This window comes from Halomicroarcula saliterrae, from assembly GCF_031624395.1.
In the GTDB taxonomy this organism is placed as follows: Archaea; Halobacteriota; Halobacteria; order Halobacteriales; family Haloarculaceae; genus Haloarcula; species Haloarcula saliterrae.
Genome location: NZ_JAMQON010000007.1, coordinates 157374 through 179532, shown reverse-complemented (window position 1 = coordinate 179532; position 22159 = coordinate 157374). Strand labels below are relative to the sequence as shown.

Annotated in this window: 31 protein-coding genes; 15 read left to right on the top strand and 16 right to left on the bottom strand. The window is 67.6% G+C overall.

The features are described from left to right. Positions 1-87: 87 nt before the first annotated feature. Positions 88-288 carry a ubiquitin-like small modifier protein SAMP2 gene (samp2, locus tag NDI56_RS20070; RefSeq protein ID WP_310921591.1) on the top strand — a complete coding sequence of 67 codons (201 nt, stop codon included), beginning with the start codon at positions 88-90 and terminating at the stop codon, positions 286-288. A gap of 19 nt (positions 289-307) precedes the next feature. Here the strand turns inward: samp2 and NDI56_RS20065 are convergent, their stop codons facing one another. Next, a complete protein-coding gene (locus tag NDI56_RS20065) occupies positions 308-712 on the bottom strand; it encodes a DUF5788 family protein (RefSeq protein ID WP_310921590.1) in 405 nt (134 codons plus the stop codon). 105 nt (positions 713-817) lie between these two features. On the opposite strand from NDI56_RS20065, the gene NDI56_RS20060 reads away from it, so the two are divergent. The 3 genes from NDI56_RS20060 to NDI56_RS20050 all read left to right on the top strand — a co-directional run bounded on the left by NDI56_RS20060 (position 818) and on the right by NDI56_RS20050 (position 2304). Beyond that, complete coding sequence (locus tag NDI56_RS20060) at positions 818-1309, top strand: peroxiredoxin family protein (RefSeq protein WP_417936049.1); 492 nt, start codon at positions 818-820, stop codon at positions 1307-1309. Then, positions 1306-1677: a GNAT family N-acetyltransferase gene (locus NDI56_RS20055; RefSeq protein ID WP_310921587.1), complete on the top strand. Its 372-nt coding sequence runs from the start codon at positions 1306-1308 to the stop codon at positions 1675-1677. Before NDI56_RS20060 ends, NDI56_RS20055 begins: the two co-directional genes overlap by 4 nt. Positions 1678-1782: 105 nt before the next feature. Then, positions 1783-2304 carry an RDD family protein gene (locus NDI56_RS20050; RefSeq protein ID WP_310921585.1) on the top strand — a complete coding sequence of 174 codons (522 nt, stop codon included), beginning with the start codon at positions 1783-1785 and terminating at the stop codon, positions 2302-2304. 3 nt (positions 2305-2307) lie between these two features. Here the strand turns inward: NDI56_RS20050 and NDI56_RS20045 are convergent, their stop codons facing one another. The 6 genes from NDI56_RS20045 to larB all read right to left on the bottom strand — a co-directional run bounded on the left by NDI56_RS20045 (position 2308) and on the right by larB (position 6352). Next, positions 2308-2760 carry a pyridoxamine 5'-phosphate oxidase family protein gene (locus tag NDI56_RS20045; protein ID WP_310921584.1) on the bottom strand — a complete coding sequence of 151 codons (453 nt, stop codon included), beginning with the start codon at positions 2758-2760 and terminating at the stop codon, positions 2308-2310. A gap of 72 nt (positions 2761-2832) precedes the next feature. Next, on the bottom strand, positions 2833-3387 hold the full coding sequence (locus NDI56_RS20040; protein WP_310921583.1) for a DoxX family protein: 555 nt from the start codon (positions 3385-3387) through the stop codon (positions 2833-2835). A 97-nt stretch (positions 3388-3484) separates the two neighbouring features. Next, complete coding sequence (locus tag NDI56_RS20035; RefSeq protein ID WP_310921582.1) at positions 3485-4873, bottom strand: phosphohexomutase domain-containing protein; 1389 nt, start codon at positions 4871-4873, stop codon at positions 3485-3487. Positions 4874-4938: 65 nt separating this feature from the next. Further along, positions 4939-5235, bottom strand: coding sequence for a GIY-YIG nuclease family protein (locus NDI56_RS20030; protein WP_310921581.1), 297 nt, complete (start codon positions 5233-5235; stop codon positions 4939-4941). Between the two features lie 87 nt (positions 5236-5322). Further along, positions 5323-5472, bottom strand: a complete 150-nt coding sequence (locus tag NDI56_RS20025) for a DUF7563 family protein (protein WP_310921580.1) — start codon at positions 5470-5472, stop codon at positions 5323-5325. Between the two features lie 109 nt (positions 5473-5581). Further along, on the bottom strand, positions 5582-6352 hold the full coding sequence (gene larB, locus NDI56_RS20020; protein ID WP_310921579.1) for a nickel pincer cofactor biosynthesis protein LarB: 771 nt from the start codon (positions 6350-6352) through the stop codon (positions 5582-5584). A gap of 332 nt (positions 6353-6684) precedes the next feature. On the opposite strand from larB, the gene NDI56_RS20015 reads away from it, so the two are divergent. Then, positions 6685-6852, top strand: a complete 168-nt coding sequence (locus NDI56_RS20015) for a DUF1931 domain-containing protein (RefSeq protein WP_220588548.1) — start codon at positions 6685-6687, stop codon at positions 6850-6852. A gap of 76 nt (positions 6853-6928) precedes the next feature. On the opposite strand, the gene rpiA is transcribed toward NDI56_RS20015, so the two are convergent. Next, complete coding sequence (gene rpiA / locus NDI56_RS20010) at positions 6929-7609, bottom strand: ribose-5-phosphate isomerase RpiA (protein ID WP_310921578.1); 681 nt, start codon at positions 7607-7609, stop codon at positions 6929-6931. Positions 7610-7666: 57 nt separating this feature from the next. On the opposite strand from rpiA, the gene NDI56_RS20005 reads away from it, so the two are divergent. Then, the gene (locus NDI56_RS20005; protein WP_310921577.1) at positions 7667-7846 is read left to right on the top strand and encodes a hypothetical protein; all 180 of its coding nucleotides are present in this window, start codon (positions 7667-7669) and stop codon (positions 7844-7846) included. Positions 7847-7876: 30 nt separating this feature from the next. Then, positions 7877-9193, top strand: coding sequence for a phosphoglucosamine mutase (glmM, locus tag NDI56_RS20000; protein WP_310921576.1), 1317 nt, complete (start codon positions 7877-7879; stop codon positions 9191-9193). 45 nt (positions 9194-9238) lie between these two features. Here glmM and NDI56_RS21910 read toward each other — a convergent pair whose 3' ends face one another. From NDI56_RS21910 to NDI56_RS19990, 3 genes are all read right to left on the bottom strand, one after another. Continuing rightward, positions 9239-9394, bottom strand: coding sequence for a DUF7563 family protein (locus NDI56_RS21910; RefSeq protein ID WP_470303425.1), 156 nt, complete (start codon positions 9392-9394; stop codon positions 9239-9241). Positions 9395-9458: 64 nt separating this feature from the next. Continuing rightward, positions 9459-10037 (bottom strand): DUF7090 family protein, encoded by a 579-nt coding sequence (locus NDI56_RS19995; RefSeq protein WP_310921575.1) that lies wholly within the window; start codon positions 10035-10037, stop codon positions 9459-9461. 52 nt (positions 10038-10089) lie between these two features. Then, positions 10090-10530 (bottom strand): DUF2391 family protein, encoded by a 441-nt coding sequence (locus NDI56_RS19990; RefSeq protein WP_310921574.1) that lies wholly within the window; start codon positions 10528-10530, stop codon positions 10090-10092. 160 nt (positions 10531-10690) lie between these two features. Between NDI56_RS19990 and NDI56_RS19985 the strand changes: the two genes are divergently transcribed. Continuing rightward, positions 10691-11371, top strand: a complete 681-nt coding sequence (locus tag NDI56_RS19985; RefSeq protein ID WP_310921573.1) for a class I SAM-dependent methyltransferase — start codon at positions 10691-10693, stop codon at positions 11369-11371. A 66-nt stretch (positions 11372-11437) separates the two neighbouring features. After that, positions 11438-12436: an AI-2E family transporter gene (locus NDI56_RS19980; RefSeq protein WP_310921572.1), complete on the top strand. Its 999-nt coding sequence runs from the start codon at positions 11438-11440 to the stop codon at positions 12434-12436. Here NDI56_RS19980 and NDI56_RS19975 read toward each other — a convergent pair. After that, positions 12433-13215: a sulfurtransferase gene (locus NDI56_RS19975; RefSeq protein WP_310921571.1), complete on the bottom strand. Its 783-nt coding sequence runs from the start codon at positions 13213-13215 to the stop codon at positions 12433-12435. The genes NDI56_RS19980 and NDI56_RS19975 overlap by 4 nt on opposite strands. A gap of 256 nt (positions 13216-13471) precedes the next feature. On the opposite strand from NDI56_RS19975, the gene NDI56_RS19970 reads away from it, so the two are divergent. Further along, the gene (locus NDI56_RS19970) at positions 13472-14326 is read left to right on the top strand and encodes a sulfurtransferase (RefSeq protein WP_310921569.1); all 855 of its coding nucleotides are present in this window, start codon (positions 13472-13474) and stop codon (positions 14324-14326) included. Positions 14327-14589: 263 nt separating this feature from the next. On the opposite strand, the gene NDI56_RS19965 is transcribed toward NDI56_RS19970, so the two are convergent. Together NDI56_RS19965 and NDI56_RS19960 are read right to left on the bottom strand one after the other, a co-directional pair. Then, positions 14590-15030 carry a type II toxin-antitoxin system VapC family toxin gene (locus NDI56_RS19965; RefSeq protein ID WP_310921568.1) on the bottom strand — a complete coding sequence of 147 codons (441 nt, stop codon included), beginning with the start codon at positions 15028-15030 and terminating at the stop codon, positions 14590-14592. Continuing rightward, positions 15027-15302, bottom strand: coding sequence for a hypothetical protein (locus NDI56_RS19960; protein ID WP_310921567.1), 276 nt, complete (start codon positions 15300-15302; stop codon positions 15027-15029). Before NDI56_RS19960 ends, NDI56_RS19965 begins: the two co-directional genes overlap by 4 nt. A 116-nt stretch (positions 15303-15418) precedes the next feature. Between NDI56_RS19960 and NDI56_RS19955 the strand changes: the two genes are divergently transcribed. The 4 genes from NDI56_RS19955 (at position 15419) to NDI56_RS19940 (ending at position 20296) form a co-directional block, all read left to right on the top strand. After that, positions 15419-15730: a WNWW family protein gene (locus tag NDI56_RS19955; RefSeq protein ID WP_470303426.1), complete on the top strand. Its 312-nt coding sequence runs from the start codon at positions 15419-15421 to the stop codon at positions 15728-15730. A gap of 280 nt (positions 15731-16010) precedes the next feature. Then, the gene (locus tag NDI56_RS19950) at positions 16011-16646 is read left to right on the top strand and encodes an SOUL family heme-binding protein (RefSeq protein WP_310921565.1); all 636 of its coding nucleotides are present in this window, start codon (positions 16011-16013) and stop codon (positions 16644-16646) included. A 97-nt stretch (positions 16647-16743) separates the two neighbouring features. Then, a complete protein-coding gene (locus NDI56_RS19945; RefSeq protein WP_310921564.1) occupies positions 16744-18693 on the top strand; it encodes a PAS domain S-box protein in 1950 nt (649 codons plus the stop codon). A gap of 370 nt (positions 18694-19063) precedes the next feature. Beyond that, positions 19064-20296 (top strand): MBL fold metallo-hydrolase, encoded by a 1233-nt coding sequence (locus tag NDI56_RS19940; RefSeq protein WP_310921563.1) that lies wholly within the window; start codon positions 19064-19066, stop codon positions 20294-20296. A gap of 9 nt (positions 20297-20305) precedes the next feature. Here the strand turns inward: NDI56_RS19940 and NDI56_RS19935 are convergent, their stop codons facing one another. Beyond that, on the bottom strand, positions 20306-20467 hold the full coding sequence (locus NDI56_RS19935) for a ribbon-helix-helix protein, CopG family (protein ID WP_310921562.1): 162 nt from the start codon (positions 20465-20467) through the stop codon (positions 20306-20308). 117 nt (positions 20468-20584) lie between these two features. On the opposite strand from NDI56_RS19935, the gene NDI56_RS19930 reads away from it, so the two are divergent. Next, positions 20585-20887: a cupin domain-containing protein gene (locus NDI56_RS19930; protein ID WP_310921561.1), complete on the top strand. Its 303-nt coding sequence runs from the start codon at positions 20585-20587 to the stop codon at positions 20885-20887. Between the two features lie 144 nt (positions 20888-21031). Here NDI56_RS19930 and NDI56_RS19925 read toward each other — a convergent pair whose 3' ends face one another. After that, positions 21032-22117: a hemolysin family protein gene (locus NDI56_RS19925; RefSeq protein WP_310921560.1), complete on the bottom strand. Its 1086-nt coding sequence runs from the start codon at positions 22115-22117 to the stop codon at positions 21032-21034. Between the last annotated feature and the right edge of the window lie 42 nt (positions 22118-22159).

Sequence of the window (22159 nt, the reverse complement as noted above, 5' to 3'; positions counted from 1 at the left end):
TCTGCCCCTCGCGGAGCCGGAGGCTCCGCACAGCCACGTCCGTTCCCAGCCGACACACTGAAGCCCGCCATCACGAATGACATCGACATGCACGTCACCGTCGAGGTGGCCGGCGAAGAGACCCACGAGGTCACCGTCCCAGAGGACGCCACCTACGCCGACCTGCTCGGTCCGCTCGAACTCTCACCGCACGAGGTGTCGGTGATGGTCGGGGACCGAACGGTCCCGACGAACCAGCCGGTCGAGAGCGAACACGTCCGCGTCGTCCGGCTCATCAAGGGCGGCTGAGCGCCGCGACGGCCACTGGCTAGCTGAGCTGGTCGAGAAACGCCGACCACCGTTTGTGGTCCTCGACGTCGGCCGTCCGTGCCGTCTCGCCGTAGTCCGGCTGTCTGATGTTCTCCAGGGCGTGCAGCGCCCGGTCGATACCGATAATCTCGTCGGCCAGCGTCTCCGCCTCCTCGCGGTCCAGCGGCGCGGACTCCAGCCGTTCCAGCCGCTCGGCGCGCTCGGTTCGCAGCGTCTCTTTGGCGCTAGCGAGCAGGCCCCGACTCTCCGGTGGGACCCCCGGGACCGTCCGGGTCTCGATGACGAACTCCGCCAGCGGTAGTTCCTCGCCGCCGACAGTGACCGTCTCCGGCAGCGACACTCCGACCGTCGCGCTCTGGCGGTTGACACGTCGCAGGAGCTTCTCGCGCGCCGCATCGTCCATACCGGGACGTGGGCGACCCGAGTGAAAAATGCGCGGTCGCCGTGACGGTGTTTGGTCACCACTCCGTAACCCCTCGTTTTTGCCCGTCGAGAGTCTATGACTGCCATGTCCATCGAGGCGACCGACTTCTCCCTGCCCAACGTCGGGCCGGGTCCCGACCCGCTGTCGCTGTCCGGACTCGCCGCCGACCACGACTTCGCCCTCCTCCTGTTCCAGCGGGACCACTACTGCACGAACTGCCGAAAGCAGGTCCAGACCGTCGCGGGCCGCTACGACGAGTTCGCCGGCCGGAACACCGAGGTGGTCTCCATCGTCCCCGAGCCGCCGGAGACGGTCCGCGAGTGGCAGGACAGCTACGACCTCCCCTATCCGCTGGTCGCGGACCCCGAGACGACGGCCGGCGACGCCTACGACCAGCCCGTTCGCTTTGGCTTCCTGGGCGACTGGAGCGACTTCCTCGGGCGGATGCCCGAAGCCGTGCTCGTCGACCTGCGGGACGAGCCGGCAGTCGTCTGGCAGTACCGCGGCAAGTCGACGTTCGATCGGCCCAGCGTCGACGACCTGCTGTCGGCCATCGACGACGCCCGCGACGCATGACCGCCGTCCGCGAAGCCGCTGTCGCGGACCTGCCGGACGTGATGAACGTCCTCGACGGCGCGGTGCTCGAAGCGGACGCGGCCGCCGTCCGGGACGCCATCGCCGACGACGACGTGCTCGTGGCCGTCTCCGGGGACGGGGAGCGGGTCCTCGGCGCGCTCGTGCTCGACGGGGACCACGTCGACGCCGTCGCGGTCCGTCGGCGCCGACGCGGGCAGGGCATCGGGACCGAACTGGTCGAGGCGGCCGCCGACCGGCGAGAGCGCCTGACGGCGGCCTTCGACGCGGACCTGCGCCCGTTCTACGAGGGGCTGGGATTCACGCTGGAACCGGCCGACGAATCCGGCCGTTTTCGGGGCGAGCGTTAGTTTCTCCCCCCGAACAGCAGTTTTTACTGTGTCCGTATCCACTCCGAGACAACTGTGTCTGCGATAGACCCTTCCGGTATGGCGTCGGTCCGGGTGATCCGGACGGTGGCATTTCTCGTCGACTTCACGCTGTCGAGCGTCGTGGCCGCGACGCTGTGGTTCGTGTTCGCTGTCATCCGAACGCTCGTCGGTGTGGGTTCGTCGCTGGGCGCGGTGGCCGCCGATTCGCCCGGGACGGCGGCGATGGTCGGCTCCAGCCTGTTGGATCTGGCGCTGGGTTTCGCCCTGTGGCTCCTCATCGCCCTCGTGGTCGGCGGCTACTTCGTCGTCCAGCTCCAGCTGAAAGGCCAGACGCTCGGGATGCGGCTGCTCGACCTCGTGGTGGTGAGCGAGGACGGCACCGCGATAACACGACAACAGGCGCTCGAACGGACCGCAGTGCTCCTCGCGCCGCTGCCGCTGATGGCGCTTTCGAGCGTGCTCGTCCCCCTCGTGGGCTTTTTCATCGCGCTGTTTCTGATGACCGTCTGGCTCCTCGTCGAAGCCGCCGTGCTCGTGCTCGACGAGGACGCACAGCGCCTCGGCGACCGGGTCGCGGGGACCCTCGTCGTCGAGGAATCGCTCTGACGGTCAGTTCCGCCGCCCCGAGAGCTGCTCGACGTCGAGTTCGTACAGCGTCAGCTCGACCTCGTCGTGGGCCTCGTCGAACAGCCGGATGGGTGGGAACCGCTCGTTGATGGACTCGATGTCGTAGGCCGGATGACTCTGTGGCACCTGCTCGATGGGGCCGCGAGCGACGACGCTCCAGCCGCGTTCCTCCGCCGGGCCGGCCGTCTCCTCGGTCTCGAAGACGACGTAGGTCGCCGCCTCGGTCGTCTCGATGTACTCGGCTTTCCTGTTGTCGGGCGTCTCGCCGAGCCGGAAAAAGAGCCGCCCGTCCTCGTAGTGGTGATACAGCGGAACAGCGTAGCTGGTGTTACTGTCGGCCAGCGCGAGGACGCCGTGGTCCACGCGTTGCAGGTGTGATTCGACCTCTGGCTCGCTCATGGCCCTGGTGTAGGCAAACTGGGCGTCGGGGTCCATGGCAGGCCTACGTTCGCTGACATGTTAAGTCACTGGCTCGCCCGGCGGCGGCACCGAACTCCGTAGACTGGGTCAGCCAAGGAGGTACCGCATCCACGGGAACCGCTCGGTCAGGGGCACGCCGCCGACCTCGTAGCGCTCGATGTACTGGTCGAGCCCCATGATTCGGCCCGCGCCGAAGGCCGCGACCGAGAGGAACACGAGCATGTACGCGAAGTCGCCGTTGATGTAGCCGTGGGCGATGTCCCAGTTCCCGAGGTAGAACAGGAGCATCATGGCTGCGCCCCAGAACGCCGCGAGGCGGGTGAGCGCGCCGACGATGAGCCCGAGTCCGATGAGCAACTCGCCCCACGGGACGGCGACGTTCACGAAGTCGACGAACCACGGCGCCGACCCCATCGCGGTGAAGAGCCCGGCCGCGGGGCTCCCGTTGGCCTGCGGGGCGTTCGTGAGGTAGCCGGACGCGCTGAAGCCCCCGGACAGCACCTTATCGAACCCGCTCTGGAAGAACGCCACGCCCATCATGATACGCAAGGCGAGGATGAACCAGACGGAGAGCGTGTGCAGTCTGCCTTCCGCGGTGAGTCCGCCGACGGTGCTTCGAAGAGACACTTCCTGTGACGACATACGAGAATATACGACTAACTAGATGGTAAGTACGTAACGCTGTTCCCGGACACCGAGAACAGCCAGTCGGTATGTCGTCCGGCAGTATCTCTACCGCTCAGACCAGCGGCTCGACGAGTTCGCGGCCGGCTTCGAGCAGTTCCTCGACGCGCTCCTCGCTGCCCGCCTCGGCGTAGATGCGGAGCTTCGGCTCGGTGCCGGAGGGTCGCATCAGCAGCCACGTGCCGTCTTCGAGGCGCACCTTGAACCCGTCGACGGTGTTGATGCCGTCGACGGCGACGCCGGCGACGGCGTCGGGGAGTTCGGTCTCCAGGTCCGAGAGCACCGGCTCCTTGCGGTCGTCGGGGCAATCGACGCTGATTCGGGACTGGTGGATTTCGCCGTACGCTTCGATGAGGCCGTCGACGCGGGAATCGAGCGACGTCTCGCTCTCCGCGGCCGCGGCGACCAGCGCCAGCAGGACGCCGTCCTTGTTCCGGAGGTGGTCGGTCAGGCCGAAGCCGCCCGATTCCTCGCCGCCGAAGAGGGCGTCGTGTTCGGCCATCGCCTCGGCGACCCACTTGAAGCCGACGGCGGTCTCGTGGACGTCCTGACCGTGGTCGTGGGCGACCTCGTCGACGATGCTGGACGTGGAGACGGTCCGGACCACGTCGCCCTCACGCGTTTCCAGCAGGTAGTCGTACATCGCGGCCAGGAACAGGTTCGGGTCGAGAAAGCCCCGCTCGGGCGTGACGATACCGAGTCGGTCGGCGTCGCCGTCGTTGACGAAGCCGATGTCGGCGCCGCCCTCGGTGACCGCCTCGATGAGTTCGCCGACCTTCTCGGCGGTCGGTTCCGGCGAGCCGCCGCCGAACTCGGGGTCGAGATAGTCCCGCATCGCGGTGACGTCGGCGCCGGCGCGTTCGAGCAGGGCGTCCGTGACGCCGCGGCCGCTGCCGTACATCGCGTCGTAGGCCACGGTGAGCCCGTCGAGGTCGGCGTCGGCGTAGTCGATGGCGTGGTCGGCGTAGTCGGCGACGAGGTCGCGCTCGGTGACCTCGCCGTGTTCGTCCTCGGGGAGGCTCTCCGGCTCCGCGAGGTTCGACACCACGTCCTCGGTGATGTCGGGCAGCGCGGGGGCGCCCTGCCCGGGGATGAACTTCACGCCGTTGTACTCGGGCGGGTTGTGACTCGCCGTGATCTGGAGCGCCCCGGCGTGGTCACCCTCCTTGGCCGTCCACGCGACGACGGGTGTCGGCGTGTCCCGCTCGGGCAGGAGCACGTCGAAGCCGTTAGCACACAGCACGCGGGCCAGTTCCTCGGCGAAGCCGCGCGAGGTGTTGCGGGCGTCGTAGCCGACGACGACCGAGTCGCCCTCGTCGCGCTCCCGTAGCGTCGTGGCGATGGCCTGCCCGACGATGCGCACCCGCGGTTCCGTGAACACGTCGAGGGTCGCTCGCCAGCCGTCCGTTCCGAAGCTTATCGCTGCGGCATCGTCTTCGTCCATAGTCGACCACTCACGTGGGGCGGTCAAAAAGTCACCCATCTTTCAGGGGTCGAGCGCGGCCCGCTCTACGGGTCGCTGTGGCTCCCGTCCCGTCGGGGGCCGTCGCCCTCGACGAGTGTCTCTTTCTCGGCCCGCGACAGCTGTTTTATCTCGTACTCGCGGCTCATCGCCGCCGACTTCGACTCGAAACGCTCGACGTGGACGAGTTCGACGGGCGTCCGGCCGCGGGTGTACTTCGCGCCGTCCCCGTCGTCGTGTTCACGCACCCGGCGCTCCACGTCGGTCGTGTAGCCGGTGTAAAAGCTTCCGTCACTACACCGCAGCACGTAGGCGTAGTGAACAGGGCTCCGCGTGGTGGTCATCGCACGATGCGGGTGGCCCAGTGGGCCTCGTACGGTTGGTTGTAGCTGTTTCCCGGTAGTCCCGGGGCGGGACTACAACCATCCGTATCACGCTTGGTGGGCGCGCTCTTTCGACACCTCGGCGATGCCAGCGTTCGCCGAGCAGTTCGGGCAGGCCCGGATGTGTCCGTACTCGTCCGCGAACACACGGGCGAACTGGTCTGAAACGTGCGCGCCGCAGTGATTGCATTCGGGCATCGTGTTCGTCGGCGACACCACCGCCGACATACAATCAGAGGTGTTCTAGTCCTATATTCCTTTACCCAAATGGTTTGGTATCCACGGTAGCTGACAGGTGCACGCGCCCTCATTTGCCCCCCCGCGCGGCCCCGACCTGTCTGGCGATGAGCCCGGCCTGTGTGCCCGCGGTAAAGCCCGCGTCGATGTTGACCACCGACAGCGCGGTACAGGACTGCAACATCCCGGAGAGGGCGGCCTCGCCGTCGCCGCCGTGACCGTAGCCCGTCGAGACGGGGAGTGCGACGACCGGCACGTCGACGAGGCCCGCGACGACGGTGGGCAGGGCGCCCTCTCGGCCCGCAGCGACGACCAGCACGTCGTGCGTGCGCAACCGGTCGACCGCGTCGACGGTCCGTGCGAGGCTCGCGACGCCCACGTCGTCGATTCTCGTCACGTCGGCCCCCATCTCGCGGGCCATCATCGCCGCCTCGCCGGCCGGAACGGCGTCCGAGGTCCCGGCGGTGACGACGCCGACGCTGGCGTCGACAGCGGGCCGCTCGAACCCCGACGCCGTGGCCACGAGCCAGTCCGACCGCTCGGACCAGCGGACCGACGCGTCGGTGTCGAGGCCCGCCAGCTCCCGCCGGACGGCCCCAGCTTCGCTGCCGTCGATTCGCGTGACGATGGCCCGGCCGGTCGTCTCGACGGCCGTCGCCGCGAGGTCGGCTATCTCCGCAGCTGTCTTGCCCGCCCCCAGCACTGCCTCGGGGACGCCCGACCGGCGCTCCCGGGCGGCGTCGAACCGGCCGGCACCGGTCGTCGCGTACCCCGAGAGCGCCGTCTCGGCCTCGGCGGGGGTGAGTTCGCCCGCCGCGACCGCGTCCAGTATCTCGCGCATGCTGGCTCCTCCGTGGGCCGGCTACTCTTATCCGTCGGTCTCAGTGCGGTCGTCGTCCCGATGTGCCGGTACTCGTCGACCCGAGCGTCGGCGATATCCGGACACGGAGTGCGACGATTCCCTATCCGGGCCCCAGCGCGCGCGAGACGGCGAGATAGCGCGACAGCTCATCCCTTATCAACTGTTTGGCCGAACGGGGAATTTCCGCCCGCTAACGTACCTTATTTATATGGGTGCTGTTGTCCGAAACCGTCTCAAACCCCCGTTAGTACCGCCGAGAGCGGACTCATTGGGGAAAGTATTTAAACAATCCCTTCGCAGAAACGCAGTGTATGGCAGACCTAATCGTCAAAGCCGCCGTTAAGGAAGAGCTCGATGACATGAACGTTGCGTCGGACTTCTACGATGCACTCGACGCCGAGGTCGAGGAACTGCTCGCCGACGCCGCTCGACGAGCTGACGCCAACGACCGAAAGACCGTTCAGCCGCGAGACCTGTAAGGTCGCCGCCACCCGATTTTTCTTTCAGCGAACCGCGTAGCGGCGGCGCCACTCGACAGCGACAACACCCGGACAGCTACAGCTCTCGGACCGTCACGCCGTCCTCACTGCCGACGTGGACCTCGTCGGCCAGCCCGACGAACAGCCCGTGTTCGACGACGCCGGGGAGCGACGCGAGGGTCTGCCCCAGAGCCGCCGGGTCGTCGATATCGCCGAAGTCGCAGTCCAGCACGAGGTTCCCGTTGTCGGTGACGACGGGGCCGTCCTTGCGCTCGGCCTGCCGGAGCGTCGGCTCGCCGCCCGTCTGCCGTACCGACGCGGCCACTGTGGTCCGTGCGGCCGGCAGCACCTCCACCGGCACCGGGTGTGAGAGCGTCTCGGCGGTCTTCGTCGGGTCGGCGACGACGAGAAATCGGTCCGCGCTCGCGTCGACGATTTTCTCGCGGGCGTGGGCCGCCCCGCCGCCTTTTATCAGGTCGGCGCCGGCCACCTCGTCGGCGCCGTCGATGGCCAGGTCCACACTGGCGTCGTCGAGTTCGGTCAGCGGGATGCCGACCTCGCGAGCGAGTTCCCGCGACTGGAAGGAGGTCGGGACGCCGACGATATCGAGGCCGGCGTCGACCCGCCGCCCGATGGCCCGGATGGCGTGTGCCGTCGTACTCCCGGTGCCCAGCCCGACGACCATCCCGTCCTCGACCGCTTCGGCCGCTGACTCGCCGGCCGCCCGTTTCGCCGCGTCGGAGCCGCCCTGTTTCATACCTGACCCTCCGCCGACGCGGACAAAACGTTTGTTCTCCCGGACGGAACGAGTCGTATGGACTGCACGTACTGTGGCTGTGCTGTCGAAGCCCACGACCCGGTGTATCTCTCCCGGGAGCCGGGCGACGAGCCCACCAGCCAGTTCTGTAACTACGGCTGCCTGTCGGCACACGTCGAGACCGCGGGGCTGACGACGGGCACGGCCTGTCACTGGTCGCCGGCGGGTGAGCGGTAGCCTTTTTTCGCCTCCCTGCGCCGTCTGTGTATGACACTCTTCGGGACGAGCGGTATCAGGGGTCCAGTCGGCGAGACAGTGACGGCCGACCTGGCGCTGTCCGTGGGCCGGGCGCTGGGCGTCGACTGTGCTCGCGTCGTCGTCGGTCGGGACCCGAGAGCGAGCGGCGAGTTCCTCCAGTCGGCGCTGGTCGCCGGCCTGCGCGAGAGCGGTACCGACGTCGTCGACGTGGGCGTGGCGGCGACGCCGACCGTCGGTCGCGCGGTGGGATGGCGCGACGCCGACGCCGGCGTCTCGATAACCGCGAGCCACAACCCGCCGGAGGACAACGGCCTGAAGCTCTGGCAACCGTCGGGGCAGGCCTTCGACGGCGAGGGGCAGGAGCGGATCGAGGGGCGCCTCGCCGACGGGGCGTTCGAGCCGGCCGCGTGGGACGACGCCGGCAGCGTCGAGACGTGGAACGCCCGCAGTCGCCACGCCGAGGCCATCCGGGCCGAACTCGACCGCGAGTCGATGGACAGCCGCGTCGTCGTCGACGTGGGCAACGGCGCCGGCGGTGTCACCGTCGACGTGCTGCAGGCGATGGGCTGTCACGTCGAGACGCTCAACGGCCAGCCCGACGGGGCGTTCCCCGGGCGGCCCAGCGAGCCGACGGCCGAGAACTGCCAGTCCCTGTCCACGCTGGTCGGGGCGAGCGACGCGGACATCGGTATCGCCCACGACGGCGACGCCGACCGGATGCGCGCGGTGGCCGCCGACGGCACCTACCTCACCGGCGACGCCACGCTCGCGCTGTTCGCCCGGGCCGCCGCCGAGGCCGGCCAGCGCGTCGCCGTTCCGGTCGACACCAGTCTGGCGGTCGCGGACTACCTCGCGGAGATCGACGTCGGCGTTGAGTACACGCCGGTCGGCGACGTCTACGTCGCCGAGGCCGCCGAGGCCCCCGACGTGGCCTTCGGCGGGGAGCCAAGCGGCGCGTGGATATGGCCCGACCACACGCTCTGTCCGGACGGGCCGCTCGCGGCCTGTACCATCGCGGCGCTCGACGCCGACCGCCCCCTCGGGGAGCGCATCGCCGAGGTGCCGACCTACCCCATCCGCCGGGACAGCGTCGCGGTCGAGGCGAAGGCGGCGGTGATGGAGCGGGTCCGCGAGCAGGTGCTCGCCGAGTACGACGACGTGACGACCCTCGATGGGGTACGCGTCGACCTGGGCGACGCGTGGTTCCTGCTGCGAGCCAGCGGGACCCAGTCGCTCGTGCGCGTGACCGCCGAGGCCCGCGAGGCGTCCCGAGCAGACGAGGTGCTGGCCGTGGCTCGCGACTGTCTGGCGGACGCTCGCAAGTAACGGGGGTGTCCCCGCGACCGACCCAGTCACGGGGGTATGCGTCGGTTATCTACGCGTCGACCGGGCGTCCCGGATGTCGGCCCCGTCGCGTATCTTGTCCTCACACTGCGGGCAGACCCGTGGTTTCTCGACGCCGTTTGGCGTAAAGACCCGCGCGTATGCGGCAGTTACAAAATTCTCACAGTTCTGGCATTCCGGCATACACCCCAGAGGACGGGTTATATCGTCTTAATTGTGGTGTCGTGGTGTAGCGTGACACACCTGGTCAGAAATCGCTCGTCACGGCGTCGTCTTCGCCGAGTTCGACGACGCCGTCGAACAGTTCGCGGAAGGCGGCGACGGTCTCCTCGTCGTGGACGCCCTGTGCGAGGTGGAACATCCCGACGGCGTCGTACTCGGAGAGGAGGTCGAGGATGTCGCCGACGGCCGCTATCGCCCGCTCCTCGTCGGCGTAGTAGATGAGCTCGGTCACCGAGTCGAAGCTCACGCGCAGTTTCCCGTCGTGGGTCGCGAGGAACTGCTCGGTCTCCTCGACGATGCCCTCGAGGTCGTCGGGCGCGGAGACGTAGCGGACGTTGTCGGACTGGCGGCGGGTGTACCCCCGCTCGACCGACAGCGTATCGAGGATGGTGGCGCTCTCCTCGTCGACCTCGTAGTACTCCAGTTTCTGTTTGACCTCGCGGGCGGTCGTCCGCGTCGAGATGACCAGCATCGCGTCCGTGTCCGTCGAGAGGAAGTCGGTGTCGAGTCGGTCCGTCGCACCGGTACTGGGGTGGACGAGGAGGATCCCGGTGCCACCTTCGACGGTGTCTGGCGTGTTGTCGATGGCCAGCGTATAGTCCATATGCCAGAACGGGCGGGACGACGGACATTAACTTTTGCGAGGGCGCGCCGGGTCAGAACACGCTGTCGGCCGTCGCCGCGCCGACGACGGAAAAGATAGCGCCGACGGTGACCGCCTTGAGCGTCGTCAGGGCGACGGTCGTCGGCGTCGGGTTCGGGAGGATGCCGCCCTCGACGAGGAAGGCCTCGGGGGCGGTAAACACCAGCGCCAGCACCGCGACGGAGCCGAAGGCGACGACCATCAGGGAGACGAACCGAATCGGCACGCCGGCCACCTCGGCCTCGCGTTCGAGGTCGCGGTCGTCGTCGGCCTTGTACAGCGCGCCGTAGCCGATGGTGAAGACGATGGCAGCGACGGCGGCGGCGTGGTAGCCGCTCATGTTCGCCGCCAGCACCCACACCTCCTCGGTGACGACGAAGGGGCCCGCCAGCAGGAAGCCGCCGACCACCTGCTGGGCGGTGTCCGCGATTCGGTAGCGTCGTCGTCGGGCCATACCTCCCCGTCTGTAGCCACGGGGATAACTTTCGGGCATTTGCCGCGTCTGCAGGGAGCTTGCCGTCGGGTGTTGCCACACACCCCGAGACGCTCCCGCCCGAACCGGCGACACGTGACCGAGCCGAAGGGGGTTTTGCCGCGCCGCTCTCAGCGGTCGTATGAGCGTCAGCGACGAGTTCGACGACTGGGCCGCCCGCGGGAAGGACCGCGGGATGGAAGACCGCCACTGGCACACCGCAAAGCACGTCCTCGCGCGGATGCCCGTCGAATCGGGCGACACGGTGCTGGACCTCGGGTCCGGAAGCGGCTACGCCGGCCGCGCGCTGAAAGAGACCGCCGACGCGGGGCGGGCCTACGGTATCGACGCCTCCCCGGCGATGGCGGAAAACGCCCGGTCGTACACCGACGACGGCGCCGTCGGGTTCCTCGTGGGCGATTTCGAGCGACTCCCCTTCGCGACCGACAGCGTCGACCACTGCTTCTCGATGGAGGCGTTCTACTACGCCGAGGACCCCCACGCGGTCCTCGACGAGGTGGCCCGCGTCCTCCGACCCGGCGGCAGCTTCCACTGTGCGGTGAACTACTACGAAGAGAACGTCCACTCCCACGCGTGGGACGAGCTGGTCGACGTGCCCATGACCCGCTGGAGCGGGCCGGAGTACCGCCGCGCGTTCCGCGAGGCGGGGATGGCCGTCGCCGTCCAGGACAACGTTCCGGACCGCGACATCGAGATTCCGCCGGCGGGCGAGTTCCCCACCGAGGAGTGGGACACGCGCGAGGCGATGGTCGAGCGCTACCGGGAGTTCGGGACGCTCGTGACCGTCGGCGTCGCGCCCTGACACTGTTTCGCGACTCGCTCTCGCTGTCGGAGGAACCCTTTTGGTAACCACTCGACAAGGTAGGCCGTGCCGACTCGACAGCGGACGTACGTCCTCGCAGGCCTGCTCGTCCTGCTGGTATCGCTTTCGATGGTGTTGCTGTCGAGCGTGCTGGCGACCGTCTTCTTCGCTATCACGGTCGCGTACGTCCTCTTTCCGCTGTCCGAGTGGTTCGTCGACCAGGGGCTCTCGAAGCGTATCGCTGCCGCTGTCTCGACGGGTATCGCGTTCGTCGCGGGCTCGCTGGTGCTGCTTCCGCTGGTCTTCGTCGTCTACCGGCGTCGGCGGGACCTCTTTGCGTTCTTTGTGCGGCTCCCCGACGAGATTCTGCTCTCCGTGGGCGAGTTCACCTACGTCGTCGACGTGCAGGCGGCGCTGGTGGCACTCCGTGATGGGACCGCTGACGTGGCGGTGGGGTTCGCGAGCGAGACGCCAATCTTGGCCCTGAAAGCCGTCCTCTTCACCCTCCTCGTCTACGCGATGCTCTGGCGACCGAACGCACCGAGCGCAGTCGTCTATCGGACCGTCCCGAAGCCCTACCACGACGTCGTCAGCCGCTTTCACAAGCGGCTGCGCTCGACGCTGTACGCCATCTACGTCCTGCAAGCGGCGACGGCCTTTGGCACCTTCCTCGTGGCTTGGGTCCTCTTTGCCCTGCTTGGCTACAACGGCGCGTTCGCGCTGGCGGTCGCCGCCGGCATCCTGCAGTTCGTCCCCGTCGTCGGCCCCAGCGTCGTCATCCTCGCCATCGCCGCCGCGAAGGCCGTCGCTGGGGACGCCGTCGGCGCGGTCGTCGTCACCGTGCTCGGACTCACGCTCGTCGGCTTTCTCCCCGATGCGGTCATCCGGCCGCGGCTGGCCCGCTACACGACCGGGATGCCCGCCAGCCTCTACTTCGTCGGCTTCACCGGCGGCATCCTCTCGATGGGCCTCATCGGGTTCATCGCCGGCCCGGTCGTCATCGCACTGCTGGTTGAGGCGGTCAATCTGCTGGCCGCGGAGCACGGGCCGACGGAGTCGAGTTAGCGCTCTGTCTCCAGCGGTCGGTCCTGTGCCTCCCACTCGGTGAGGCTCCCCTCGTAGAACTCGACGGTCTCGAAGCCCAGATGCCGGAGGACGACGTAGGTGTGGCTGATGCGTCTGGCGGTGTTGCAGTACAACACGACGCGCTTTTCGGGGACGATACCGGCCGCTTCGAGCACGGCGAGGGCGTCCTCGCGCGCCAGCAGGCCACGTGTCTCGTCGTCGACGAGCTCCCGCCAGTCGAGCAGTCGCGCACCGGGGATGTGCCCCTCGGCGTACTCCGATTCGTCGCGCGTGTCGACGAGGACGGCGTCGGGGTCGTCGGCCGCGGCGGCCACAGTGTCGGAATCGACCAGCGGCGTCGTCTCCGGCGGGTCGACACTGTAGTCGGTCGGTTCGACCGCGGGCGTCTCGCCGCTCGTCGGGTGTTCGAGCTGCCAGCTGGAGAAGTCGCCGTCGAGCAGGTGGAGCGCCGCGGGGTCGTGGCCCAGCAGCTCGGCCGTCACGAGGAACCGCGCGGCGAAGACGCCGTGGTGGTCGTCGTAGGCCACGAGCTCGCTGTCGGCGCTGACACCGGCCGCCGAGAGCAGGTCGCCCCACTCCTCACGGCTCGGCAGCATGCCCTCGCTGTCGCTCGACCCGGTCCGGAAACTGTCGAACGGGACGCTCACGGCCCCCGGCAGATGGGCCATCGCGTCGTACTCCCAGCCGTCGCGCACGTCGACGATGCGGAGCCGGTCGACGTTGTCCGCCACCCACTCCGCGGAGACGATATCGGTCATTACCGGGTCGTTCCCGCTCGGGCCGCTTGAAAACTCGGAAAGCGCTCCTCGAAGATACCGGCAGCAGTTGCTGACTCTCTCAGACTGTCTCCCCGACGGGCGCCTCACGCCTGTCCCTTCAGGCCGACATGATGTGTAACGTTGACATTCGCCACTCCTGTTGTAGGGGCAACATATGCCGTCACAGGGGAGGAGTGGCCGTCCATGCCGACACTCGTGGTAATATATGGCTGGTAGACTAACGGTTCAACGCACTATGACTGATTACGCCAACGACGTGCTCGTCTCGGCCGACTGGGCCAGCGAGCACTTAGACGAGTTCCAGGACGACGACTCCGACCTCCGACTGGTCGAAGTCGACGTCGACACGGAAGCCTACGACGAGGCCCACGCGCCCGGTGCCATCGGCTTCAACTGGGAGACGGACCTGCAGGACCAGACCACACGCGACATCCTCTCGAAGGACGAGTTCGAGGCGACGATGGGTGCCGCCGGTATCAGCGAGGACGACACCGTCGTGCTGTACGGTGACAACTCCAACTGGTTCGCCGCCTACACCTACTGGCAGTTCAAGTACTACGGCCACGACGACGTGAAGCTCCTCGACGGCGGCCGCGAGTACTGGATCGAGAACGACTACGAGACGACCGACGAGGTCCCCGAGTTCTCCGAGGCCGAGTACGAGGCGTCCGGCCCGCGCGAGTCCATCCGCGCCTACCGAGACGACGTCGAGAACGCCGTCGACAAGGAACTGCCGCTGGTCGATGTCCGCTCGCCCGAGGAGTTCTCCGGCGAGATTCTCGCGCCGCCCGGACTCCAGGAGACCGCCCAGCGCGGCGGCCACGTCCCCGGCGCACAGAACATCTCGTGGGCCGCCGTCACCAACGACGACGGCACCTTCAAGAGCTACGACGAGCTCGAAGAGCTCTACGGCGAGTACGGCATCGACGGCGACTCCACGACCGTCGCCTACTGCCGCATCGGCGAGCGCTCCTCGGTCGCGTGGTTCGCGCTCCACGAACTGCTGGGCTACGACGACACCGTCAACTACGACGGCTCCTGGACCGAGTGGGGCAACCTCGTCGGCGCGCCCATCGAGAAGGGCAACTGACCGGTCGAGCGTCGCGAGGTCTGACCGTCGGGAAGACCTCGATTTGCGAACGGGCGGGTCACCGCCCGTGAGCGTTTCAGCGCGAGACTGCGGTTCCCTTCTTGCAGAGAAGGGCAGCCAGTCGGTCTCAAACTCGCTGATTTTTTCGTGCGTTGGTCGGGGAGTTGGTACCAGACGCGGCTAGAGAGACCGGCGTAGCAGTTCGCGTCGAGAACGGGACCCGCGGGACATCGAATTCGCTCAAAATGGGATAGCCGGCGGTATCAGGGAGCGGCAATCGTCGCTGGATCGAGGCGATCAACGACGCCGTCGAAGTCATCGTCGAAGCTCAGAACTGTGTCTATATCGTGGTAATCGACCAGCGTGACTGTCATCGCATCGGTGAAGCTGAGCCTGTGGTCGGCATACTCCTGATGAACGGTAACAGCATCTGCGAACTGCTGCCGTGAGCCGTGTAGGACCTCGATAGCGTCGGGATATCCCTCGCCGCGAATACGTCGGCCAACCTCGATTCCGGCAGCAATATCGCCAGTTCGCCGGTGAGTGAGTGTCACGACTTCGTCGTACACGTAGTCGCTCGTCAGCACGTATCCGTACTCGGGCGATTTGAGCACGGTGTTCAGCGCATCCATCCCGACAGCATGCCGGCTAGCGTCGGTGTCGTGGTGTGCGTAGAATACGCCTGTATCGACAAAGACGCTCATCCGTAGAGGATGTCGTCGATATCGTCTTCTGTCGTCTCGACACCCGAGCTAATCTGGCCCTCATTGAACGCAGCGAGTTCTCCATCACTGAGTGTCGCCGTGCCGTCGCGGAACGAATCGACGAACGCTGTCCGCGATTCGACAGCCGACTCGACCAGACGGGCCAGCAACTCCTGCTGGGTCACTTTGGTCCCCGTTTTGAGTTTGATTTCGGCTTGCAACTCCTCAAGCTGGGATTTCGTCTCCTCGTCCATCTTGACAGCCGTAGCCATACCGAACAGTTGTGTACGAAACTGGGTTAACTTTTCTATCGGTTCGGTGCCGAGATTCGAGAACCGCCCCGCTGGCGTGGTGAGTTCTGTGGCACTGGTCGTATGCCGAGCCGTAGATTCAAGACGATAGCACGCCACACAGAGGTGTGGACCGACAGGAACTCGAACGCGTGCTGCGCGAGACGTTCGACGACGCGGGGGCGGCCGGGGTGGTGGCGCGACAGGCCGGCGACATGGCCGACGGGGGGCAGTACGACGCGGACTTCGACGGCGAGCTCACGGTCGATATCGTCGTCGCGAACCTGCAGGACGCCCCCGCCGACTACTCGCTCGCCGAGCGATGGAACTGGTGGCTGGGGGCGCTGGACCTCTCACACGGCGGATACACGCGTTTTAGCGTGCGGCCGGACGTGGACACGCAGTCCTGAAAACGAGCGCCAGCCTCAGAATACTGAGAGCCCGTGAGCCTCTCGTGCGTGGTCGAGGAGCTCCTGTGTCGTGTCGAACTCCTCGCCGCAGCTGCACGTGTGGTACGTGGTCGGGGATTGCTGGCGTGTTGCCATGACGAGTTCACCTTGTTCGGCAATCATAATAATTGTTTATGTAGTAGTGTTACCAGCCCACAAAAGCGATGCTACCACGTCACATGTCCGGGCCGAAGCTATAGTCTGAACAATACTTTTCCCCGCCGGTCGCGTCAGTCACACCATGCGCTCCCGTCTCCGGCCGCTGCTTGCCGCCCTCGGGGCGGCGGTCACGCTCTGGGTCGCGTGGGGACTGTACGTCACCCGGACGACGGCGCGGGTCCCGTTCGAGACTGTCGACGAACTGGACGGCGTCGAGATACGCCAGTACCCACAGACCGTCCTCGTCGAAACGACGGCGCCGACGGCCGGCGAGGCCTTCCGCCGGCTGTTTGGCTACCTCTCCGGGGCGAACGAGGGCGAGAAGCGTGTCGAGATGACGGCACCGGTTCGGACCGACGGCGCCACCGTCGCGATGACGGCGCCGGTGCGGACCGACACGGACGGGGACGGCGTGACGATGACGTTCTGGCTCCCCGCGTCGTACACTCCCGCGACCGCTCCCGTGCCGACCGACCCCCGCGTCAGTCTGGTCGTCGAGCCACCACGGACGGCCGCCGTCCGCGAGTTCGGCTGGTACGCGACCGCCCGCCGCGTCGGTCGCGCCCGCGAGCGACTGCTCGGGACGCTCGCGGCCGACGGCGTCGAGGCGCTGGGCGACCCGGTCGTCCTCCAGTACAACGACCCGTGGACCCCGCCGTTCATGCGGCACAACGAGGTCGCGGTCGATATCGACCCGACGACGCTTTCCGTCGACTGACTCGGCGGCTCCCGTCGCAGTGGCCGTTTATGACTGTCTCCTGCCAGTGTAACTATATTGCTCGAACGCTAACTGTAGCCATCACACGTCTCGAACCATGACCGGCGCAGACTCGTCGGCGGACTACCGTGAGCGGGTGTACGAGGCCTTCGCCGACCGGAGCCGGCCGTTCCCGACGGCGGTGGAGGCGGCACTCACTGCCGGGACGGGCCGGCTCGGCGCCGGCATCGGCTTCCTGACGCGAATCGAGGACGGGACCCAGTATATCGAGCACGCCGTCGGCGGACACGCCGATATCCAGCCCGGGGAGCAGTGCCCGCTGGACGAGGCGTACTGTCGGCGGACCGTCCAGCTGGAGGGCCATCTGAGCGTTCAGGACGCGCGGGTGTCACCGGACGTCCCCGAGCGCGCCTACGAGGCCTTCGGTCTGGGGTCGTACATCGGCTGTAAAATAGTCGCTGGCGATGCGGTGTACGGCACGGTCTGTTTCGCCGACGAGGACCCGCGTGAGCGCCCCTTCTCGGAGGCCGAACAGCTGTTCGTCGAACTCGTCGCCCGGCTGGCCGGCCGTGCCATCGAGCGCCGGGAGTACGAGCGCGAACAGGCCGAACGGACGGCCCAGCTGCGGGCCGAGAAATCCCGGTTCGAGGGCATCGCCCGGAACAGCTTCGACGTCATCTACCGCATCGACACCGCCGGGCAGTTCACCTACGTCTCCGAGGCCGTCGAGCGGGCGCTGGGCTACGGGCCGGCAGCGCTCGTCGGCGATAACTTCGCGACGCACATCTCCGACGCCACGACGCCAGATGCGCTCGACGCGTTCGGTCGGCTCCTCGACGGGCAGACGGTCCAACAGCTCGAACTCACGTTCCTCCACCGCGACGGCCGGGAGGTGCCGATGGAAATCAACGCGACGCCCATCACGAACGGGGGTTCGGTGACGGCGATACAGGGCGTCGCCCGGGACATCACCGAGCGCAAGGAGCGCGAATCCGAGATTCGCCTCCGGACGCGGGCGATGGATGCGGCCGAGGTCCCCATCACCATGGCCGACGCGACGGAGCCGGACAACCCCATCGTCTACGTCAACGACGCTTTCGAGACGGTCACCGGCTACAGCGAAGCCCAGATACTCGGGCACAACTGCCGGATGCTTCAGGGACCGGGCACCGACCCCGAGGGAGTGGCGGTGTTGCGGGAGGGCATCGAAACGAATCAGCCCGCCACGACCCGGATTCTGAACTACCGCCGCGACGGGACGCCGTTCTGGAACCGCATCACGGTGACCCCCATCGAGGACGAGACCGGGACGGTGACGCACTACCTCGGCTTCCAGCAGGACGTGACCGAGCAACAGCGCATCACGCGTCTCGTGGAGCTACTGAACCGCGTGCTCCGGCACAACCTCCGCAACGAACTCACCGTCATCGAGGGGTACACGGACTTCATCCACGACCCTCCAGAGGGGATCGACGTCCAGGCCAAAATCCGCCGGCCGCTCCGCCGGCTGGTGTCGCTCAGCGAGCGGGCCCGCGAACTGGAGAAGCTCGCAAAGCGGGCCCACCAGCCGGTCCGGCTCGACCCGTCCACCGTCCTGACGGCTGTCGCCGACAGACACCGCGAGGAGTTCCCGGCCGCGACGGTCGAGGTCGCCGTCGACACCGGCCGGGACATCTGTGCCGGGACCGAACTCGAGACCGCCATCGGCGAACTGGTGACCAACGCCATCACCCACGACACCGACGGCGACACGACCGTCTCGCTTTCCGCCCGCGACGACGGCGACTGGGTCGTCGTGACCGTCAGCGACGACGGCCCCGGCATCCCGCAGATGGAGGTCGCGGTCGTCGAGGCGGGTCAGGAGACGCCGCTGGAACACGGCAAAGGGCTCGGGCTCTGGCTCGTCAACTGGGTCGTCACGCAGTACGGCGGCTCGTTCCAGCTCGCTTCGGAAGAGGGGACCGTCGCCACGCTCCGCCTGCCGGCCGTCGGGGAGGGCCAGTCTCTCGCGGACGCCGCACGACGGCCGACGGCGCTGTTGCGGTAGCCCGAGCGTACAGCCGTGTTTACTGGAACCATGCAGAGAGCCAGAAAGCCCCGGCTGGCTTCGGTCCCGCGACTCGCTGTGCGCGCTCGCTTTGCTCACGTGCTTGCTTCGTCGGGGTTCCCGAAGCCAGCCGCCCCTTTCATTCCGCCCGTAGCCGGTTGGTCAGCCGGCATGGGCGGGACTGAAAGGGGCCGTGTTCTCGACGAAGCACGGCGACACAAGCACCGCAGGCCAAAGGCCGAGGAGCGCAGCGAGCCGCGCGAGTCGAGAACACGGGGGCTTTCTGGCTGTTTGCGGTCTGGCTCTCCGTACTAAGGACTGCCGCCCTGAACCGACGAAGGCAAACCACGTCGCGGTCTATGAGAGTTCAATGGAGGTCCAGTTCCTGGGTGGGGCCGACGAAATCGGGCGCAGCGCCGTCCTCGTAGACGAGTCGCTACTGCTCGACTACGGCATGGCCAGCGAGTCCCCGCCACAGTACCCGGTCGGCGACGTCGACCCCGACGCCGTCGTGGTGAGCCACGGCCATCTGGACCACGCCGGCGCGGTGCCGGCGCTCATGTCCAGTGGCGACCTGCCGCCGGTCCACTGGACCCCGCCGACGCGGGACCTGGCGACGACGCTGGCCGAGGACACGCTGAAACTCCACGGCTCGACGCCGCGCTGTCCCTTTACCGATACTGACGTCCGACGGCTGACACAGGCTTCGGAGACCCACGGCTACGACGAGTCCTTCGAGGCCGCGGGCTACGAGGTGACGTTCTACAACGCCGGTCACATCCCCGGCAGCGCCCACGTGCTGGTGGACGATGGGGAGACTCGCTTGCTCTACACCGGCGACTTCCACACCGGTGACCAGCGACTGGTCGCGCCCTCGACCGCTCGACCCGAGGCCGACGCGGTCATCTGCGAGTCGACGTACTCGGACGTCACTCACGAGGTCCGCGAGACGGTCGAACAGCGCTTCGCCGAGAGCGTGCAACAGACGGTGTGGGAGGGCGGCACCGTCGTGGTTCCGGCGTTCGCTATCGGCCGAACGCAGGAGGCGATGTTAGTCTGTAACGCTCACGATATCGACTGCTACGTCGACGGGATGGGCCAGCGGGTCACGAAACAGCTGAAACGCCATCCCGAGTTCCTTCGGGACGCCGATGCGTTGCGCGGGGCCACGTCGAGCGCGCGGTTCGTGACCGGGCGGGACGGCCAGCGAAAGCGCATCGCCGAGCAGAACACCGTGATTATCACCACGTCGGGAATGCTCAACGGCGGGCCCGCGATGACCTACGTTCCGGCGATTCGCCACCATCCCACAAACAAGGTCGCGCTGACGGGCTACCAGGTCGAGGGAACGCCGGGCCGCTCCCTGCTCGACACCGGCAGCGCCGAACTCGACGGCCGCGTGATGCCCGTCAGCGCGCAGGTCGAACTCCACGAGTTCTCGGCCCACGCCGACCGCGACGGACTGGTCGGCTTCCTCGACAACTACCGCGACACGCCCGTGCTGGCAGTCCACGGCGACCGGACCGCCGCGTTCGCCGAGGAGCTACGGGCGGAGGGGTTCGAGGCCTCGGCACCGACGCTGGGCGAGACGGTACGGCTCTGAACGGCGTACTCAGTCCCCGTCCCGCTGTTTCAACCACTCGTCCAGCAGGTCGCGGATGGCGGCGTCCCGGTTGTCCCGGTGGTCCGCGAAGGCCTTCTCGTCGACCGCATCGAGCAACGCCTCGTCCAACTCGACGTCGACCTCCTCGAGGTTGAGGAACGCTTCGTCCATGGGTTTTGGGCAGGTGCCGCCCGGATAAATACCCTCGTCAGACGGCCGTCTGGCGTCCGTGTGACGCCGGTCGCTCGCCGTCGAAACCGACTCCACGACGCCGCCCCACTCACCCGCATGGAGCGAACCCATCTGGAGTTCGACCGCTACTTCGAGGTCGCTATGGCGACCGAGGAGGCACAGGCCGCCGAGATGACCGTCGAACCCGGCCGGAGCGTCGGCGGGCCGGAGAACTACCACGCCGACAGCGACCAGTGGCTGTTCGTCGTCTCGGGGACGGGCGTCGCAACGGTGGACGGTGCCGACGAGCGCATCGACGCGGGCGACCTGCTCCGCATCGAGGCCGGCGAGCGCCACGGCATCGAGAACGACGGCGACGAGCCACTGGAGACGGTGAACTTCTACACGCCGCCCAGATAGCGCCGCCGGCTCGCGCGCTTCGCGCCTCGCTCTCACCGCGTCGCTTTCGAGGGTCTGAACGGAGTGAGGAACCTCGCTACTGCTCCGCGGCTCCCGATGGTCGCCGCGTCGCTTTCGAGGCGGCGAGCGTCGCTCGCCGCCTCGCTATGCCACTCCAGCCTGTTCGTCCATCGGGTCGCGGATGTCACCCACGACGGCTTCCAGCGCGTCGGTGACGGTGAGCAGGCCCAACACCTCGCCGTCTTCGAGCACGACTGCCAGCTCCTGACTCTCGGCCTGGAACCGGTCGATGGCGTCGCTGACGCTCGTGTCGGCCGACATCGTCATGGGCGGGGCGGCGACGGCTTCGAGGTCCACCCCGGCCAGCAGGTCGCCCTCGCTCGCGGTGTCGGCCGCCGCCCGGAGCAGTTCGGGGACGTAGACGGTGCCGAGCAGGTCGTCGCTGTCCGCACCGGTCAGCGGATACCGGGTGTGGGGCGTCTCGGCGACCTTCCGAGCGTTCTCGGCGTCGCTGTCGGCCGTCGAGAGCGCGACGACGCTCCCGGCGGGGACCATCACGTCACGGACCTGCTGGTCGCCGGCGTGCAGCGCCGCGAGCACCTCCTCGCGTCGCTCGTCGGAGAGGTCGCTCTCGTCGAGAGTCGCGTGGAGCTTGTTGCGGAGGTCGGCCTGCGTCTCGATGACGTCCTCCTCGGCTTCGAGCCACGCGCCGGACATCTCGACGCCGAAGAGGCCCAGGGTCCACTTCGCGACCCTGTCGCCGACGGAGATGAGCGGCGAGATGAGCTTCGCGAACCAGTACAGCGGCGTCGCGCCGTACCGACAGACGAAGCGAGAGCGCTCGACGCCCAGATACGTCGGCGTCTGCTCGCCGTGGGTGAGGTGCACGAGGTTGATGATGGCGAAGGCGATGGCGGCCCCGAGGCCGATACCCGCCAGCCGCGACCCAGCGAAGGCCGGCTCGAACAGCGCCGCGAGCGCCGGTTCGGCGACGATACCGACGGCGATGGAGGAGGCCGTGATGCCGACCTGACAGCTGGTCAGATATATCTCCAGTTCGCTCGTCATCTCCCAGGCCCGTTCGAGCGCGGGGTTCCCGTCGCCGACGAACTCCGACTCGGTGAACTGTCGCGCCCGGGTCAGCGCGAACTCGATGGCGACGAAGAAGCCGTTGGCGAGGATGAGCGCGAGCCCGGCCAGCAGTCTGACGGTGATCTCGACCGGTTGCATAGGCTGACCGTGGGTTCCGTGTCGTCGCCTGAAAACCTGATG

Excerpts from the sequence above, each read along its gene's own strand:
- samp2 (WP_310921591.1), top strand. The coding sequence starts at position 88 with ATGCACGTCACCGTCGAGGTGGCCGGCGAAGAGACCCACGAGGTCACC.
- NDI56_RS20065 (WP_310921590.1), bottom strand. The coding sequence starts at position 712 with ATGGACGATGCGGCGCGCGAGAAGCTCCTGCGACGTGTCAACCGCCAG.
- NDI56_RS20060 (WP_417936049.1), top strand. The coding sequence starts at position 818 with ATGTCCATCGAGGCGACCGACTTCTCCCTGCCCAACGTCGGGCCGGGT.
- NDI56_RS20055 (WP_310921587.1), top strand. The coding sequence starts at position 1,306 with ATGACCGCCGTCCGCGAAGCCGCTGTCGCGGACCTGCCGGACGTGATG.
- NDI56_RS20045 (WP_310921584.1), bottom strand. The coding sequence starts at position 2,760 with ATGGACCCCGACGCCCAGTTTGCCTACACCAGGGCCATGAGCGAGCCA.
- NDI56_RS20040 (WP_310921583.1), bottom strand. The coding sequence starts at position 3,387 with ATGTCGTCACAGGAAGTGTCTCTTCGAAGCACCGTCGGCGGACTCACC.
- NDI56_RS20035 (WP_310921582.1), bottom strand. The coding sequence starts at position 4,873 with ATGGACGAAGACGATGCCGCAGCGATAAGCTTCGGAACGGACGGCTGG.
- NDI56_RS20030 (WP_310921581.1), bottom strand. The coding sequence starts at position 5,235 with ATGACCACCACGCGGAGCCCTGTTCACTACGCCTACGTGCTGCGGTGT.
- NDI56_RS20025 (WP_310921580.1), bottom strand. The coding sequence starts at position 5,472 with ATGCCCGAATGCAATCACTGCGGCGCGCACGTTTCAGACCAGTTCGCC.
- larB (WP_310921579.1), bottom strand. The coding sequence starts at position 6,352 with ATGCGCGAGATACTGGACGCGGTCGCGGCGGGCGAACTCACCCCCGCC.
- NDI56_RS20015 (WP_220588548.1), top strand. The coding sequence starts at position 6,685 with ATGGCAGACCTAATCGTCAAAGCCGCCGTTAAGGAAGAGCTCGATGAC.
- rpiA (WP_310921578.1), bottom strand. The coding sequence starts at position 7,609 with ATGAAACAGGGCGGCTCCGACGCGGCGAAACGGGCGGCCGGCGAGTCA.
- NDI56_RS20005 (WP_310921577.1), top strand. The coding sequence starts at position 7,667 with ATGGACTGCACGTACTGTGGCTGTGCTGTCGAAGCCCACGACCCGGTG.
- glmM (WP_310921576.1), top strand. The coding sequence starts at position 7,877 with ATGACACTCTTCGGGACGAGCGGTATCAGGGGTCCAGTCGGCGAGACA.
- NDI56_RS21910 (WP_470303425.1), bottom strand. The coding sequence starts at position 9,394 with ATGCCGGAATGCCAGAACTGTGAGAATTTTGTAACTGCCGCATACGCG.
- NDI56_RS19995 (WP_310921575.1), bottom strand. The coding sequence starts at position 10,037 with ATGGACTATACGCTGGCCATCGACAACACGCCAGACACCGTCGAAGGT.
- NDI56_RS19990 (WP_310921574.1), bottom strand. The coding sequence starts at position 10,530 with ATGGCCCGACGACGACGCTACCGAATCGCGGACACCGCCCAGCAGGTG.
- NDI56_RS19985 (WP_310921573.1), top strand. The coding sequence starts at position 10,691 with ATGAGCGTCAGCGACGAGTTCGACGACTGGGCCGCCCGCGGGAAGGAC.
- NDI56_RS19975 (WP_310921571.1), bottom strand. The coding sequence starts at position 13,215 with ATGACCGATATCGTCTCCGCGGAGTGGGTGGCGGACAACGTCGACCGG.
- NDI56_RS19970 (WP_310921569.1), top strand. The coding sequence starts at position 13,472 with ATGACTGATTACGCCAACGACGTGCTCGTCTCGGCCGACTGGGCCAGC.
- NDI56_RS19965 (WP_310921568.1), bottom strand. The coding sequence starts at position 15,030 with ATGAGCGTCTTTGTCGATACAGGCGTATTCTACGCACACCACGACACC.
- NDI56_RS19960 (WP_310921567.1), bottom strand. The coding sequence starts at position 15,302 with ATGGCTACGGCTGTCAAGATGGACGAGGAGACGAAATCCCAGCTTGAG.
- NDI56_RS19950 (WP_310921565.1), top strand. The coding sequence starts at position 16,011 with ATGCGCTCCCGTCTCCGGCCGCTGCTTGCCGCCCTCGGGGCGGCGGTC.
- NDI56_RS19945 (WP_310921564.1), top strand. The coding sequence starts at position 16,744 with ATGACCGGCGCAGACTCGTCGGCGGACTACCGTGAGCGGGTGTACGAG.
- NDI56_RS19940 (WP_310921563.1), top strand. The coding sequence starts at position 19,064 with ATGGAGGTCCAGTTCCTGGGTGGGGCCGACGAAATCGGGCGCAGCGCC.
- NDI56_RS19935 (WP_310921562.1), bottom strand. The coding sequence starts at position 20,467 with ATGGACGAAGCGTTCCTCAACCTCGAGGAGGTCGACGTCGAGTTGGAC.
- NDI56_RS19930 (WP_310921561.1), top strand. The coding sequence starts at position 20,585 with ATGGAGCGAACCCATCTGGAGTTCGACCGCTACTTCGAGGTCGCTATG.
- NDI56_RS19925 (WP_310921560.1), bottom strand. The coding sequence starts at position 22,117 with ATGCAACCGGTCGAGATCACCGTCAGACTGCTGGCCGGGCTCGCGCTC.